Genomic DNA, 13,937 nt, shown 5'->3' with positions numbered 1-13,937 from the left:
TATCCTCGCAAAGGGTGCAATACACGAGCGTGTCAATGGCCGCATTCGTATGGCATCGCGACGGATACCGCACGTGGGCCTGCATAGTTCGAAGCCTGATTGTAGCGACGCCGATCCGGCCATGGCAACGAAAGATGCATTCTTTTTGCCGTTATCTGCCGATTGCCGATTAGTTTCTCCTGTCTTCTTGCCGTCTTTGACCATTATTTACCATTAGTCTGTTGCCCTGATCACGTTTCAGCACTTTTTACCCGCGACTTGCCCATGCCCGCACCCATTGAAGACTACGCACTCGTCGGCGACGGCCATACCGCCGCGTTGATCTCCCGCGACGGTTCCGTCGACTGGCTCTGCTGGCCGCGCTTCGATTCCGGCGCCTGTTTTGCCGCGCTGCTGGGCGCACCCGAGCACGGCCGCTGGCTGCTCGCGCCCGTGACGGACGAGGTGCCGAAGATCACGCGCCGCTATCGCGGCGAGACGCTGGTCCTCGAAACCGACTACGAAACGGCCGAGGGCGCCGTGACCGTCGTCGACTTCATGCCGCCCGGCAACGGCTGGTCCGAACTCGCGCGCATCGTGGTCGGCAAGCGCGGCACCGTGCGCATGCGGATGGAGCTGGTGCTGCGCTTCGACTACGGCTTTTCGGTGCCGTGGGTCACGAGCCTTTCGCGCGACAACGGCATCAAGGCGATCGTCGGGCCGGACACCGTCGTGCTCCGCACGCCGGTCGAGTTGCGCGGCCAAAACATGCGCACCGTCTCCGAGTTCACGGTGTCGGCGGGAGAGCGCGTGCCGTTCACGCTCGCGTACGCGCCTTCGCACTTGCGCATCCCGCCTGCGCGCGATCCGCATACGTCGCTCGCACGCACCGAAAATCATTGGCGCGACTGGTCGTCGCGCTGCGTGGTAACCGGCCGCTACGCCGAGCCGATCCGCCGTTCGCTGATCACGCTCAAGGCGCTCGCCTACGAGCCGACCGGCGGCATCGTCGCGGCGCCGACCACATCGCTGCCCGAGCACCTCGGCGGCACGCGCAACTGGGACTACCGCTATTGCTGGCTGCGCGACGCCACCATCACGCTGCTCGCGCTGATGCGCGGCGGCTACTACGACGAGGCGCGCGCGTGGCGGGCCTGGCTCGGCCGCGTGATGGCGGGCTCGCCGTCGCAAGTGCAGATCATGTACGGCTTGGCCGGCGAGCGCCGGCTGCCGGAATCGGAGATCGACTGGCTGCCCGGCTACCAGGGCGCGAAGCCGGTGCGTATCGGCAACAACGCGGTCGGTCAGCTGCAGCTCGACGTGTATGGCGAAGTGATGAACGCGCTGCATCTCGCGCGCGTCGGCGGCTTGCAGACGGACGAGACCGTGTGGTCGGTGCAATGCGCGATGCTCGACCATCTCGAGACGATCTGGCAGCAGCCCGACGAAGGCATCTGGGAAGTGCGCGGCGGCCGCCAGCACTTCACGTTCTCGAAGGTGATGGCGTGGGTGGCCTTCGATCGCGCGATCCGCTCGTCGGAAAAGTTCGACCTGCCCGCGCCGCTCGAGCATTGGCGCGCAGTCCGCGAGCAGATTCACGCCGACGTTTGCGCGAAGGGATGGAACCCGGCGCGCAACGCGTTCATGCAAGCCTATGGAAGCGACGACCTCGATGCATCCACCCTGCTGATGCCGTTGCTGGGTTTTCTGCCGCCCAGCGATCCGCGCATCGCGGGCACGGTCGATGCGATCGAAAAGAACCTGATGCGCGACGGTTTTGTCCTGCGCTATCACACCGGCGACGTCGACGACGGCCTGCCGCCCGGCGAAGGCACGTTCCTCGCCTGCAGCTTCTGGCTGGTCGACAACCTGGCGCTGCAAGGACGTCTCGACGATGCACACGCGCTCTTCGAGCGTTTGTTGGCGCTCGCCAACGACGTCGGTCTTTTATCGGAGGAATACGATCCGGCGACGAAGCGGCTCGTCGGCAACTTCCCGCAGGCGTTCTCGCACGTGGCGCTCGTGCATACCGGCTTGAACCTGATGCGGCACGAACAGGGGATGACTCGCGCGACCGGCCACCCTGCGCAGAACGGCGCGCAATCCGAGGAAGCGGGACGCCAAAACGCGTGAGCGGAAAAAGGGCCAGTGACGGGCCGACGAAGGGTCGGCCGAGGCTCGATTGCCGGTGAAATTGGTGCGGCGCAGTGCCACCCGGCGGCGCATCGAAAGGCAACTGTAAACGGCTTACATCGGCAGGGACGGAGCAATCCTAAATACGGGAAAACACTCCCGAAAACGCAAAATTGCTGCATTGCACAATTAGGTGTTGTCCTATATTATCGACACGTTTGACCGGCCCGGAAACAACGAGTTAACACGGCACGCCGCGACGCCACGCGCCGCCCCACGCGAACCGTCCCCACACGCGGGAGCCTCCCACCATGCTTTACCAGTTTCACGAATTCCAGCGCGCGCTGCTGAGCCCCATGACGGCCTGGGCTCAGGCGGCGTCGAAGTCGTTTGCAAACCCGGCGAGCCCGCTCGCCTACGTGCCCGGCGCGACGCGCCTGTCGGCCGCCTACGAATTGCTGTACCGCCTCGGCAAGGATTACGAAAAGCCCGAATTCAGCATTCATCAGATCGTTAAAGACGGCCACAACATTCCGATCGTCGAGCAGACGATCATCGAAAAGCCGTTTTGCCGCCTGCTGCGCTTCAAGCGCTACGCCGACGATAGCGGCGCCGTGTCGCAACTGAAGGACGAACCCGTCGTGCTGGTGTGCGCGCCGCTCTCCGGCCACCACTCCACTCTCTTGCGCGACACGGTGACCACGCTGCTGCAGGACCACAAGGTCTACATCACCGACTGGATCGACGCGCGCATGGTGCCGCTCGAAGAGGGCGAGTTCCATCTCAACGACTACGTCGCGTACATCCAGGAATTCATCCGCCACATCGGCGCCAAGAACCTGCACGTGATCTCGGTCTGCCAGCCGACGGTACCGGTACTCGCGGCAATCTCGCTGTTGGCGAGCCGCGGTGAAGACACCCCGCGCACGATGACGATGATGGGCGGCCCGATCGACGCGCGTAAGAGCCCGACGTCGGTCAACTCGCTCGCCGTCCAGCACTCGTACGAGTGGTTCGAAAACAACGTGATTCACATCGTGCCGTCGAACTATCCGGGCGTCGGCCGCCACGTGTATCCGGGCTTCCTGCAGCACACGGGCTTCGTCGCGATGAATCCGGAACGGCACGCGGCCTCGCACTGGGACTTCTATCAAAGCCTCTTGCGCGGCGATGAAGAGGATGCCGAAGCACACCGCCGCTTCTACGACGAATACAACGCGGTGCTCGACATGGCCGCCGAATACTATCTCGACACGATCCGCATCGTGTTCCAGGAATTCCGCCTGGCCGAAGGCACCTGGGTGATCGACGGCGAACCGGTGCGTCCGCAGGACATCAAGAAGACCGCGCTTTTCACGATCGAAGGCGAGCTCGACGACATCTCCGGCGACGGCCAGACGCGCGCCGCGCAAGATCTGTGCAGCGGCATTCCCGCCAAGAACAAGCGCCATTTCACGGCGGAGAAGTGCGGCCACTACGGCATCTTCTCCGGTCGACGCTGGCGCACGATCATCTATCCGCAGTTGCGCGACTTCATCCTCGCGCACAACAGGGAACCGAAGACCGAGCGCGCTGCCGTCGAAGCGTAAGCGCGGCCGGCACGCGGTCGGCATTCAAGCAGGAAACGCAAAGGGCGCATCGTTCGCGATGCGCCCTTTGCGTTTTAGGTGATAAAACGCGTGTGCGGCCTCAACGCCGCATCAAGTACGCGAGCAACAGCTCCGTGTTCATCTGGACGATCTCGCCGCGCTCGGCGGGCGCGCTGAAATCACGCCCCAGTGTCGCCTCGAGCGTGAAGCGGTTCGACACGATGTAGTAGCCGAGCCCCGACAGCACCACGTAAAAGCGCAGCGGATCGACGTTCGAGCGAAAGAGCCCAGCCCGCTGCCCGCGCTCCAGAATCGACGAAAGCGTCGCGACGATCGGCGAGATCATTTCGCGGATGCGGGTCGATTTGTGGATGTAGCGCGCTTCGTGCAGGTTCTCGTTGTTCACGAGCCGCAGCAAGTCGGGGTGATCGCGATAGTAGTCCCAAACGAAGTGCGCGAGCCGCGTGATCGCTTCGACCGGCGCGATGCCGTTCAAATCGAGCGCCCGCTCCGCTTCAGTCAACGCGCTGAACACGTACTCGAGCACTGCGGTAAAAAGCTGCTCCTTGCTGCCGAAGTAGTAATAGAGCATGCGCTCGTTCGTTTCGGCGCGGCGGGCGATCTGATCGACGCGCGCGCCGAACAACCCACCATTCGCAAACTCCTCGGCCGCCGCCAGCAGAATTCGGCGCCGTGTGCCTTCAGGATCTCTTTTGATTTTCGGCTGATTCATGGTGGCAAATTGCTTCTTGAACCGCGTTACCGGAAGCGCGCCGCCGGCACTGCATGACCTGCACCGGCTAGTCGTGACGCTCGCGCCGTTATTGGGAGACTCTCTCCTGCGGTCGTGCGAAAAAGCGCTTCGATTATGGCACATGGTTTGTCAATGGCAATCGGGGAAATCGGCGATAATGTAGCCTTTGACTAAATCCGCGCCGCGTGCGCCGAAACCGCAAACCAAGCGGCAAGCCGAGACGCGAGCCGGCTCGTTTCAAGCGCCAGCGGCCCGGCTGCAAACAAGACTACAAGCGCGGCGGACCTCACCGCCAGCCGCCCCAGACGTCCTCACCGTGACCCATCCCCAGACCCTCGCAGACCGCATCGAAGATCTGCTTCCCCAGACGCAATGCACGAAGTGCGGCTATGCCGGCTGCCGCCCCTATGCCGAGGCCATCGCCAGCGGCGAGGCCGGCTACAACCAATGTCCGCCCGGCGGCGAGGAAGGCGTGGCGCGGCTCGCCGCGCTGCTTGGCAAGCCCGTCATCGCGCTCAATCCGGACAACGGCGTCGAACGGCCGCGGCCGCTCGCCGTCATCGACGAGCAACTTTGCATCGGCTGCACGCTTTGCATGCAGGCGTGTCCGGTCGATGCAATCGTCGGGGCCCCGAAGCAAATGCACACGATCGTCGCCGAGCTGTGCACGGGCTGCGATCTGTGCGTCGCACCCTGCCCGGTCGACTGCATCGCCATGGTGCCGGTCACTGGCGCGGCAACGGGCTGGGACGCTTGGACACAGCCGCAGGCCGACGCCGCGCGCATGCGGCACGACCGTCACACGGCGCGTCTTGCGCGCGAACGCGAAGCGGCCGAAGCGCGCGCCGCGGCGCGGCGGGCGGCGAACCACACGGCCGCCGCGGGCGCCCCTGCCGCGGGCGCCCCTGCATCGACTGCGCCAGCCGTGGACGACGCCGAGGCCAAGAAGCGCGCCATCATCCAGGCCGCGCTCGAACGCGCGCGCAAGAAGAAGGAAGAGCTGGCTGCACTTGGCCAGGGACCGAAGAACGTCGATGCGGTCAGTGACGATGTGCAAGCCCAAATCGATGCGGCCGAGGCGCGCCGCCGCCGGCTCGGCATCGCGCCGGAAGGCGCGAGCGGCCCCCCCGCGCCCGACGCCCCTTCCCCTCAAACGACGCCTAAGCGCTGAAACCGACCGCATGAACGCGAACAAACGCCGCGCGATCTACGAGACGCTGCAAAGCCTCAACCCGCATCCGACCACCGAGCTCGAATACTCGACGCCGTTCGAACTGCTGATCGCGGTGATGCTGTCGGCGCAGGCGACGGACGTGTCGGTGAACAAGGCGATGCGCCGGATGTTCCCGGTCGCCAACACGCCGCAGAAGGTGCTCGAGCTAGGCGAAGCCGGCGTCGCCGACTACATCAAGACGATCGGGCTCTACCGGACCAAGGCGAAGAACGTGATTGCGACGTGCCGCATCCTGCTCGACCAGTACGGCGGCGAGGTGCCGGCCGACCGGGAAGCGCTGGAAGGTCTGCCGGGCGTCGGCCGCAAGACGGCGAATGTCGTGCTCAACACCGCGTTCGGCCATCCGACGATTGCCGTCGATACCCACATCTTCCGCGTCGCGAACCGCACGGGCCTGGCGCCCGGCAAGGACGTGCTCGCGGTCGAGGCCGCGCTGGAGAAGTTCACGCCCGCCGAATTCCGCCAAGACGCGCATCATTGGCTGATTTTGCATGGACGCTACGTGTGCAAGGCACGGCGCCCGGAATGCTGGCATTGCGTGATCGAGCCGCTCTGCGAGTTCAAGCCGAAAACACCGCCGCCGGAGATGTGAGCGGCGTGGCGCGCTATTGATTGGCTTCGAGCGCCACCGCCTCATCGTCGTGCGCCCCGCCGCCGGCGCGCACGAGCCACAACACCGCGATCAGGATCGACGCCCCGCCCGCCCACTGGAGCGGCGTCAGCGCCTCGCCGAGCGTGATCGCGGCGAGCGCGACGGTGACGACCGGCTCCAGCGTCGACAGCATCGACGTGCGCGCCGCCCCCAGCCTGTCGAGCCCCGCGAAGAAGCAGAGCAGCGCGGCGACCGTCGAAATCAGCGCGATCGCGAGCGCCGCGGCCCAGCCGCCGGACGTGCCCGGCAGATGCGGCGGCGCACCGGCCAGCGTGCGCGCCGCGCAGAGCACGGTCAGCACGGCCGTCGCCGAAAGGCACACGATGGCCGACGTCGCGAGCGGATCGACGCCGCGCGTAAAGCGCGCACCGATCACGATATAGAGCGAGTAGATCACCGCTGCCGCGAGCGCCAGCCCGATCCCGAGCGGCTCGCCACGACCGCCGCCGACCATCACCGCCGACCCGGCGACACACAGCACCAGCGCCGCCACCTTCACTTTGGTCAGACGCTCCCCGAGCCACCAGGCCGCGAGCAGCGTGACGAACGCCGGGTACAGATACAGCAGCAGCGCGACGAGGCTGGCTTGGGCATGCTCGAGCGCCGTGAAGTAGCAGAACGCCTGCCCGACATAACCGATTCCGCCCATTCCCATGATCGGCCAGACCGCGCGAGCGCGCGGCCAGACGACCCTGCGCCGGATCGCGATCAGCGCCAGCACAACCCCGGCGATCGCGAAGCGCACGATGAGCAGCCCGAGCACGTCGGCTCCGCCCGCATAGGTGTAGCGCCCGAAGATGGCCATCGCGCCGAACGCCATCGCCGACAGCGCGACAAACGCGGCGCCGCGCACGGTGTCGGCACGGGGGTGTGGGTGGGAAGTCATCGTTGGACGGAAAAAACGAGGAAGCGACGAAAAAGCGCAACCGCGCGATTCTAGCCGGGCACGGCGGCGCCCAACAAGCGCCCCTAACCCGCCCGGCGTAAAATGCCGGATTGCTCACGCGGCGCTCGTCCGCCTCCACCGAAAACGCAATCACACGATGTTCAACCCCAGCCGCGACGAAGTCCGACGCTTTTTCATCGACACCTGGCGCAAGCAGCGCGCCGGCGAGATTCTCACCCCGCTCGAGGCAATTGCCGCCGACTGGATCGTCGAGCACCCCGAGTACCACGACGCATTGGCGGATACGGAAGGATCGGCGACCGCCGCGGACTACGCCCCCGAGCGCGGCCAGACCAACCCGTTCCTGCATCTGTCGATGCACCTTGCGATCAGCGAGCAGCTTTCGATCGACCAGCCGCCCGGCATCCGCGCCGCGCACGAGCGCCTTGCCGCGCGCCTCGGCTCGACCCACGATGCGCAGCACGCGATCATGGAATGCCTCGGCGAGACGATCTGGGAAGCGCAGCGCAACAACACGCCGCCCGATTCGGACGCGTATCTCGCCCGCATCGAACGGCGCGCGTCACGCGACTGACAGCCGACTGCGCGCCGCAACGGCAGCGCGATCAAGCGCAAGCGCTCGAAAACCAGCGCACCAAACAAAACACCCCGCTCGAGGCGGGGTGTTTTGCTGCGGGACCGGCAACGCTGCCGGTTCCTGCGGTCGCGTTACTTCTTCTCGACCAGATCGCCCTGCAGCGACTCGATGTACGCGGCGATATCCTTCATGTCGCTCGGCGACAGGCTCTGCACCTGCGCGGCCATGATCGCGTTGTTGCGGCCGAAGCGCGGGTTGCCGGTGCCAATCTGATACTGGCGCAGCGCGAAGAAGATGTAGTCGGAGTGCTGGCCCGCGAGCTTCGGATACTCCGGGCTCACCGGCTTGTTGAGGCCCGGACCGTGGCATGCGGCGCAGTTGTGAGCGTCGGAAAGCACCTTGCCGTTGCCGGCGTCGGCGGCGACTGCCGGATTGAACGCGACGAAAGCGCCGAGCACGGCCGCTGCGCTCGCAGCCTTGAACACCGTGCGGAGTGCCTGATTAGGCTTGTTCATGAATTCTCCTATCCCGCGAAATTAGATAGCTCAGTGATGGTTCGAATGCCTTTGGCAACGCGCCTTCATCACTTGTCGGGATTGTCCTTCGAGGTGGGCGTCTGCGCCGCGTAGTAGGCGGCGATATCGGCGATGTCCTGGTCGGAGAGCGATGCGGTGATCGCGTGCATCGTGTCGAAATGACGGTCGCCCTTCTTGTAGGCGTGCAGTGCGTTTTCGAGGTATTGCTGGTTCTGGCCGCCGAGGATCGGTACCCGGTAGACCTCCGGGAACGCCGTGCGATAGCCGGGAATGCCGTGGCAGCCGATGCACATCGCAACCTTGCCCCGGCCCGCCTTCGCGTTGCCGACGACATCCGCTGCCTGCGCGCTCACCGCGAAGCCCGCGAACGCGGCCAGCGCTGCGATCACGACGTGTTTGCCGACGAGTTTGTTCATAGCTCTTGTAACCTAGCTTGAGGGGAAACAGGCGCCCAAAAAGGCAACGGCCTGCGCCGTTCTACTTATAGGGTTGCCACGCAGGCCAAAAAAATCGGCCCAATTGTACCGCGTCGCCGCGCGGTGCGTCCACAAGCCGCACTCCCTTGCGAGCGGCCTACACGATACGCCGCCCGCCCAAGAGACAAAAGGGCTTCTGACTTATACTGAAATTTTTTGAAAGAGCGTCCGACATGCGTTTCGAAGGCTCCTCGCAGTACGTCGCCACCGACGACCTCAAGCTCGCGGTCAACGCCGCGATGACCCTGAAACGCCCGCTGCTCATCAAGGGCGAACCGGGCACCGGCAAGACGATGCTCGCCGAGGAAGTCGCGGCCGCGCTCGGCATGCCGCTCCTGCAGTGGCACATCAAGTCGACCACGAAGGCGCAGCAGGGCCTCTACGAATACGACGCGGTGTCGCGCCTGCGCGATTCGCAGCTCGGCGACGAGCGCGTGAAAGACATCGCCAACTACATCGTCAAGGGCGTGCTCTGGCAGGCGTTCGAATCGGACCAGCAGACCGTGCTCCTGATCGACGAAATCGACAAGGCCGACATCGAATTCCCGAACGACTTGCTCCGCGAGCTCGACCGCATGGAGTTCTACGTGTACGAGACGCGCGAGCTCGTGCGCGCGAAGCACCGGCCGCTCGTCATCATCACATCGAACAACGAGAAGGAGCTGCCCGACGCGTTCCTGCGCCGCTGCTTCTTCCACTACATCAAGTTCCCGGAACCGGCCACGATGCAGCAGATCGTCGAGGTCCATTACCCCGGCATCAAGCAGGAGCTGCTGTCGGCGGCGCTCACGAGCTTCTTCGAATTGCGCAACGTGTCGGGATTGAAGAAGAAGCCGTCGACTTCGGAACTGCTCGATTGGCTCAAGCTGCTGCTCGCCGAGGACATCCCGCCCGAAGCGCTGCGCTCGACCGACCAGAAGCAGATCGTTCCGCCCTTGCACGGCGCGCTCCTGAAGAACGAGCAGGACGTGAACCTGTTCGAGCGGCTCATCTTCATGAATCGCCATAACCGTTGATCGCCGGCCACGCTCGATCGACCGAACCCGCGAAGGAAACCGCATGCTCATCGACTTCTTCTATTCGCTGCGCGCCGCGAAGCTGCCGGTCTCGGTCAAGGAGTACCTCACGCTGATCGAGGCGCTCAAGGCGCAGGTGATCGCCCCGTCGCTCGACGAGTTCTACTATCTTTCGCGCATGACGCTCGTGAAAGACGAGCAGTATTTCGACAAGTTCGACAAGGCGTTCGGCGCGTATTTTCACGGCGTCGAAAGCACGGCGGCGCTCGCCTTCGACGTGCCGCTCGACTGGCTCAAGAAGAAGCTCGAGCGCGAATTCACGCCCGAGGAAAAAGCGCAGATCGAGGCGATGGGCGGCCTCGACAAGCTGATGGAGCGCCTGAAAACACTCTTCGAGGAGCAAAAGGGCCGTCATGAAGGCGGCAACAAGTGGATCGGCACGGGCGGCACGTCGCCGTTCGGCAACGGCGGCTACAACCCGGAAGGGATTCGGATCGGCGGCGAGTCGGCGGGCAACCGCACCGCGGTGAAAGTGTGGGAAGCGCGCGCCTATCAGGACTACGACGACCAGGTCGAGATCGGCACGCGCAACATCAAGGTCGCGTTGAGGCGGCTGCGCCGTTTCGCGCGCGAAGGCGCGGCCGAAGAGCTCGATTTGCCCGACACGATCCGCAGCACCGCCGCCAACGCGGGCTGGCTGGACATCAAGATGGTCCCCGAGCGGCACAACAATGTGAAGGTGCTGATGCTGCTCGATGTCGGCGGCTCGATGGACGATCACATCAAGCGCACCGAAGAGCTCTTCTCGGCAGCAAAGGCCGAGTTCAAGCACCTCGAGTTCTACTACTTCCACAATTGCGTTTACGACTTCCTGTGGAAGAACAACCGCCGGCGCCACGCCGAGCGCACGCCGACCTGGGACGTGCTGCACAAGTTCACGCCCGATTACAAGCTGATCTTCGTCGGCGACGCGACGATGAGCCCCTACGAAGTGCTGCAGCCGGGCGGCTCGGTCGAATACAACAACGCCGAGGCCGGCGCCGTGTGGCTGCGGCGTCTCGCCGATCAGTTCCCGCATTACGCGTGGCTCAACCCCGAGCCGGAAGGCTTGTGGGACTACCGGCAATCGGTGTCGGCGATCCGGCAGGTGCTCGGCGGACGGATGTATCCGATCACGCTCGCCGGGCTCGAAACCGCGATGCGCACGCTAAGCAAGTAGTCCGCCAGCTTTCCCTCGAAGACCAAACGACCTAAACAACCATTCACGCCTGCCTGGGCGCTTCCCTGCCCCAGGCCCTCCACGCATGAACCCCCCGTCGACTCCCGAGTTTTCCCCGTCGCCTGCCGCCCGCAACGGCGCGCTGCGTCCCTTTGCCGATACTTCGCTGCACGCGGTCGTCGCCGGCTTCGTCGCCATGATGACGGGCTACACGAGCTCGCTCGTGCTGATGTTTCAAGCCGGCCGTGCCGCGCATTTGACCGACGCCCAGATCTCCTCGTGGATCTGGGCGCTGTCGATCGGCATGGCGCTCACGACCATCGGCCTCTCGCTGCGCTATCGCGCGCCGATCGTCATTGCCTGGTCGACACCGGGCGCGGCGCTGTTGATCTCTTCGCTGCCGCACGTCGCCTATCCCGAGGCGATCGGCGCGTTCATCGTCTGCGCGGTGCTGCTCACGATCGTCGGGCTGACCGGCTGGTTCGACACGCTGATGAAGAAGATCCCCGCCGGCATCGCCGCCGCGCTGCTTGCCGGCATCCTGTTCGAGATCGGCATCGAGATCTTTCGCGCCGCGCAGTATCAGACGGCGCTCGTGCTCACGATGTTCGCCGCGTATCTCGTGACGAAGCGCGCGGCGCCGCGCTATGCGATCGTGACGACGCTGATCGTCGGCACGGCGGCGTCGGGCGCTCTGGGCTTGCTCGACTTCAGCCATTTTCACGTCGCGCTCGCGAAGCCCGTGTTCACGATGCCGAGCTTCTCGTTCGCCGCGGCGATCAGCATCGGCATTCCGCTGTTCGTGGTCGCGATGGCGTCGCAGAACGTGCCCGGCATCGCCGTGCTGCGCGCCGACGGCTACACGACGCCTTCCGCGCCGCTGATCGCCACCACCGGCATCGCGTCGCTCGTGCTCGCGCCGTTCGGCTCGCACGGCATCAATCTTGCTGCGATCACCGCGGCGATCTGCACCGGCCCCGAGGCGCACGACGACCGCACGAAGCGCTACACCGCCGCGCTCTGGTGCGGAACGTTCTATTTGATCGCGGGCATCTTCGGCGCGACGATCGCCGCGTTGTTCGCAGCCCTGCCGACGGCGCTCGTCGTGTCGGTGGCGGCGCTGGCCCTGTTCGGCTCGATCATGGGCGGCCTCACCAACGCGATGCACGACTTGACGCAGCGCGAGGCGGCGCTCGTCACGTTCATGGTCACCGCGTCGGGCCTCACGCTGCTGTCGATCGGCTCGGCGTTCTGGGGACTCGTCGCGGGCGTCGTCACGCAAGTCGTGCTGAACGCATGGCGTGACTGAATTTGTCAGAACCGAGTCATTCGATCCGCAATAAAATAGCGGCATCACCCTTTCTCTGGACAACCGCGCTCAGGCGCCTGGAAGATCAGCCATGACAACCGCACTCGATCAACTGAAGCAGTACACGACCGTGGTCGCCGACACCGGCGACTTCCAGCAAATCGCCCAATACAAGCCGCGAGACGCGACGACCAACCCGTCGCTCGTCCTCAAGGCCGTCCAGAAGGACGACTACAAGCCGCTGCTCGAAAAAACCGTGCGCGATCACGCGAGCAAGCCGGTCCGCGACATCATCGATCACCTGCTGATCGCGTTCGGCACCGAAATCCTCGAGATCATTCCGGGCCGCGTGTCGACCGAAGTCGATGCGCGGCTGTCGTTCGACACGAAGGGTTCGATCGACAAAGCGCACGAACTCATCAAGCTCTACGAGGCAGCGGGCATCGGCCGCGAGCGCGTGCTGATCAAGCTCGCGTCCACCTGGGAAGGCATCCGCGCGGCAGAAACGCTGCAGAAGGAAGGCATCAAGTGCAACATGACGCTGCTCTTCTCGCTCGCGCAGGCCGTGGCGTGCGCCGAGGCCGGCGCACAGCTGATCTCGCCGTTCGTCGGCCGCATCTACGACTGGTACAAGAAGAGCGCCGGCGCCGACTGGGACGAAGTGAAGAACGGCGGCGCGAACGATCCGGGCGTGCAGTCGGTGCGCCGCATCTACGCTTACTACAAGAAGTTCGGCTATCAGACCGAAGTGATGGGCGCGAGCTTCCGCACGACGAGCCAGATCGTCGAGCTCGCCGGCTGCGACCTGCTGACGATCAGCCCCGACCTGCTGCAAAAGCTGCAGGACAGCACGGCCGCGGTCGAACGCAAGCTGTCGCCGGACGCCGTGACCAACGAGTCGATCGAGCGCATCGCCGTCGACGAACCGTCGTTCCGCTTCCTCGTCAACGACGAAGCCATGGCCACCGAAAAACTCGCTGAAGGTATTCGTGCATTCGCAGCGGACGCCGTGAAACTCGAAAAGCTGATCGACGCACTGCGCTGATGCTGCCAATCGCGGCGCACACTCCCGTGCGCCGCGCTCAATCCCCGAGAAAGAGACCCAGGAGGTAGTGATGCAAGTCCAGCCTTATTTGACTTTCTACGGACGCTGCGACGAAGCGCTCGAGTTCTATCAAAGCAAGCTCGGCGCCGAAGTGCTGTTCAAGATGCGTTTTGGCGACGCGCCCAAGGATATGCCGGCGTGCGCGCCCGAGCACGTGGACAAGATCATGCACGTGTCGTTCAAGATCGGTTCGAGCATCGTGATGGCGAGCGACGGCGATATGTCGAAGCCGGCGTCGTACTCGGGCTTCAGCCTATCGATTGCGCCGGACGATGTCGCCTCGGGCGAGAAGCTGTTCAAGGGCCTGGCGGAAGGCGGCGAAATCGGCATGCCGTGGCAGGAGACGTTCTGGGCGCTGGGCTTCGGCATGGTGACCGACAAGTTCGGCGTTCATTGGATGGTGAACGTCGAACGTCCGCAGCAGCAGTAGCACTTCATCGACTCTGCTGCG

The 13,937-nt window shown here is 64.6% G+C and carries 14 protein-coding genes; 10 read left to right on the top strand and 4 right to left on the bottom strand.

All coding sequences use genetic code 11. From position 1 onward, the window contains the following. The first annotated feature begins 264 nt into the window (after positions 1-264). Positions 265-2,112, top strand: a complete 1,848-nt coding sequence (locus tag FAZ95_RS05610) for a glycoside hydrolase family 15 protein (RefSeq protein ID WP_137331546.1) — start codon at positions 265-267, stop codon at positions 2,110-2,112. Positions 2,113-2,423: 311 nt separating this feature from the next. Next, positions 2,424-3,701: a polyhydroxyalkanoate depolymerase gene (locus FAZ95_RS05605; RefSeq protein WP_137331545.1), complete on the top strand. Its 1,278-nt coding sequence runs from the start codon at positions 2,424-2,426 to the stop codon at positions 3,699-3,701. Between the two features lie 100 nt (positions 3,702-3,801). Here the strand turns inward: FAZ95_RS05605 and FAZ95_RS05600 are convergent, their stop codons facing one another. Then, complete coding sequence (locus tag FAZ95_RS05600) at positions 3,802-4,434, bottom strand: TetR/AcrR family transcriptional regulator (RefSeq protein WP_137331544.1); 633 nt, start codon at positions 4,432-4,434, stop codon at positions 3,802-3,804. A 337-nt stretch (positions 4,435-4,771) separates the two neighbouring features. Here FAZ95_RS05600 and rsxB point away from each other — a divergent pair, with 337 nt between their 5' ends. Both rsxB and nth read left to right on the top strand, forming a co-directional pair. Beyond that, positions 4,772-5,626, top strand: coding sequence for an electron transport complex subunit RsxB (rsxB, locus tag FAZ95_RS05595; RefSeq protein ID WP_137331543.1), 855 nt, complete (start codon positions 4,772-4,774; stop codon positions 5,624-5,626). A 10-nt stretch (positions 5,627-5,636) separates the two neighbouring features. Further along, a complete protein-coding gene (gene nth / locus FAZ95_RS05590; RefSeq protein ID WP_137331542.1) occupies positions 5,637-6,281 on the top strand; it encodes an endonuclease III in 645 nt (214 codons plus the stop codon). Between the two features lie 13 nt (positions 6,282-6,294). Here the strand turns inward: nth and FAZ95_RS05585 are convergent, their stop codons facing one another. Beyond that, positions 6,295-7,227, bottom strand: a complete 933-nt coding sequence (locus FAZ95_RS05585) for a DMT family transporter (RefSeq protein WP_137331541.1) — start codon at positions 7,225-7,227, stop codon at positions 6,295-6,297. A 157-nt stretch (positions 7,228-7,384) separates the two neighbouring features. Between FAZ95_RS05585 and FAZ95_RS05580 the strand changes: the two genes are divergently transcribed. Next, the gene (locus tag FAZ95_RS05580) at positions 7,385-7,822 is read left to right on the top strand and encodes a DUF1841 family protein (RefSeq protein ID WP_137331540.1); all 438 of its coding nucleotides are present in this window, start codon (positions 7,385-7,387) and stop codon (positions 7,820-7,822) included. A gap of 134 nt (positions 7,823-7,956) precedes the next feature. Here FAZ95_RS05580 and FAZ95_RS05575 read toward each other — a convergent pair whose 3' ends face one another. Beyond that, entirely contained in the window at positions 7,957-8,340 is a 384-nt protein-coding gene (locus FAZ95_RS05575; protein WP_137331539.1) for a c-type cytochrome, read from the bottom strand. Between the two features lie 68 nt (positions 8,341-8,408). Then, positions 8,409-8,777 (bottom strand): c-type cytochrome, encoded by a 369-nt coding sequence (locus tag FAZ95_RS05570; RefSeq protein WP_137331538.1) that lies wholly within the window; start codon positions 8,775-8,777, stop codon positions 8,409-8,411. Between the two features lie 233 nt (positions 8,778-9,010). Between FAZ95_RS05570 and FAZ95_RS05565 the strand changes: the two genes are divergently transcribed. From FAZ95_RS05565 to yjdN, 5 genes are all read left to right on the top strand, one after another. Continuing rightward, on the top strand, positions 9,011-9,853 hold the full coding sequence (locus tag FAZ95_RS05565) for an AAA family ATPase (RefSeq protein ID WP_137331537.1): 843 nt from the start codon (positions 9,011-9,013) through the stop codon (positions 9,851-9,853). Positions 9,854-9,896: 43 nt separating this feature from the next. Further along, positions 9,897-11,072, top strand: a complete 1,176-nt coding sequence (locus FAZ95_RS05560) for a vWA domain-containing protein (RefSeq protein ID WP_137331536.1) — start codon at positions 9,897-9,899, stop codon at positions 11,070-11,072. A gap of 85 nt (positions 11,073-11,157) precedes the next feature. Continuing rightward, positions 11,158-12,381 (top strand): benzoate/H(+) symporter BenE family transporter, encoded by a 1,224-nt coding sequence (locus tag FAZ95_RS05555; protein WP_137331535.1) that lies wholly within the window; start codon positions 11,158-11,160, stop codon positions 12,379-12,381. 91 nt (positions 12,382-12,472) lie between these two features. After that, positions 12,473-13,426 (top strand): transaldolase, encoded by a 954-nt coding sequence (gene tal, locus FAZ95_RS05550; protein ID WP_137331534.1) that lies wholly within the window; start codon positions 12,473-12,475, stop codon positions 13,424-13,426. Between the two features lie 70 nt (positions 13,427-13,496). Then, entirely contained in the window at positions 13,497-13,916 is a 420-nt protein-coding gene (gene yjdN, locus FAZ95_RS05545; RefSeq protein ID WP_137331533.1) for a VOC family metalloprotein YjdN, read from the top strand. The last annotated feature ends 21 nt before the right edge of the window (positions 13,917-13,937 follow it).

It is taken from the genome of Trinickia violacea, assembly GCF_005280735.1.
GTDB classification, from domain to species: Bacteria; Pseudomonadota; Gammaproteobacteria; order Burkholderiales; family Burkholderiaceae; genus Trinickia_A; species Trinickia_A violacea.
This window is presented reverse-complemented; position numbering and strand designations above follow the sequence as displayed.

Bases quoted from the DNA above. Each gene is read 5' to 3' on its own strand.
- FAZ95_RS05605 (WP_137331545.1), top strand. From the start codon at position 2,424: ATGCTTTACCAGTTTCACGAATTCCAGCGCGCGCTGCTGAGCCCCATG.
- FAZ95_RS05575 (WP_137331539.1), bottom strand. From the start codon at position 8,340: ATGAACAAGCCTAATCAGGCACTCCGCACGGTGTTCAAGGCTGCGAGC.
- FAZ95_RS05600 (WP_137331544.1), bottom strand. From the start codon at position 4,434: ATGAATCAGCCGAAAATCAAAAGAGATCCTGAAGGCACACGGCGCCGA.
- FAZ95_RS05585 (WP_137331541.1), bottom strand. From the start codon at position 7,227: ATGACTTCCCACCCACACCCCCGTGCCGACACCGTGCGCGGCGCCGCG.
- FAZ95_RS05565 (WP_137331537.1), top strand. From the start codon at position 9,011: ATGCGTTTCGAAGGCTCCTCGCAGTACGTCGCCACCGACGACCTCAAG.
- FAZ95_RS05570 (WP_137331538.1), bottom strand. From the start codon at position 8,777: ATGAACAAACTCGTCGGCAAACACGTCGTGATCGCAGCGCTGGCCGCG.
- FAZ95_RS05560 (WP_137331536.1), top strand. From the start codon at position 9,897: ATGCTCATCGACTTCTTCTATTCGCTGCGCGCCGCGAAGCTGCCGGTC.
- FAZ95_RS05580 (WP_137331540.1), top strand. From the start codon at position 7,385: ATGTTCAACCCCAGCCGCGACGAAGTCCGACGCTTTTTCATCGACACC.
- nth (WP_137331542.1), top strand. From the start codon at position 5,637: ATGAACGCGAACAAACGCCGCGCGATCTACGAGACGCTGCAAAGCCTC.
- FAZ95_RS05555 (WP_137331535.1), top strand. From the start codon at position 11,158: ATGAACCCCCCGTCGACTCCCGAGTTTTCCCCGTCGCCTGCCGCCCGC.
- yjdN (WP_137331533.1), top strand. From the start codon at position 13,497: ATGCAAGTCCAGCCTTATTTGACTTTCTACGGACGCTGCGACGAAGCG.
- FAZ95_RS05610 (WP_137331546.1), top strand. From the start codon at position 265: ATGCCCGCACCCATTGAAGACTACGCACTCGTCGGCGACGGCCATACC.
- tal (WP_137331534.1), top strand. From the start codon at position 12,473: ATGACAACCGCACTCGATCAACTGAAGCAGTACACGACCGTGGTCGCC.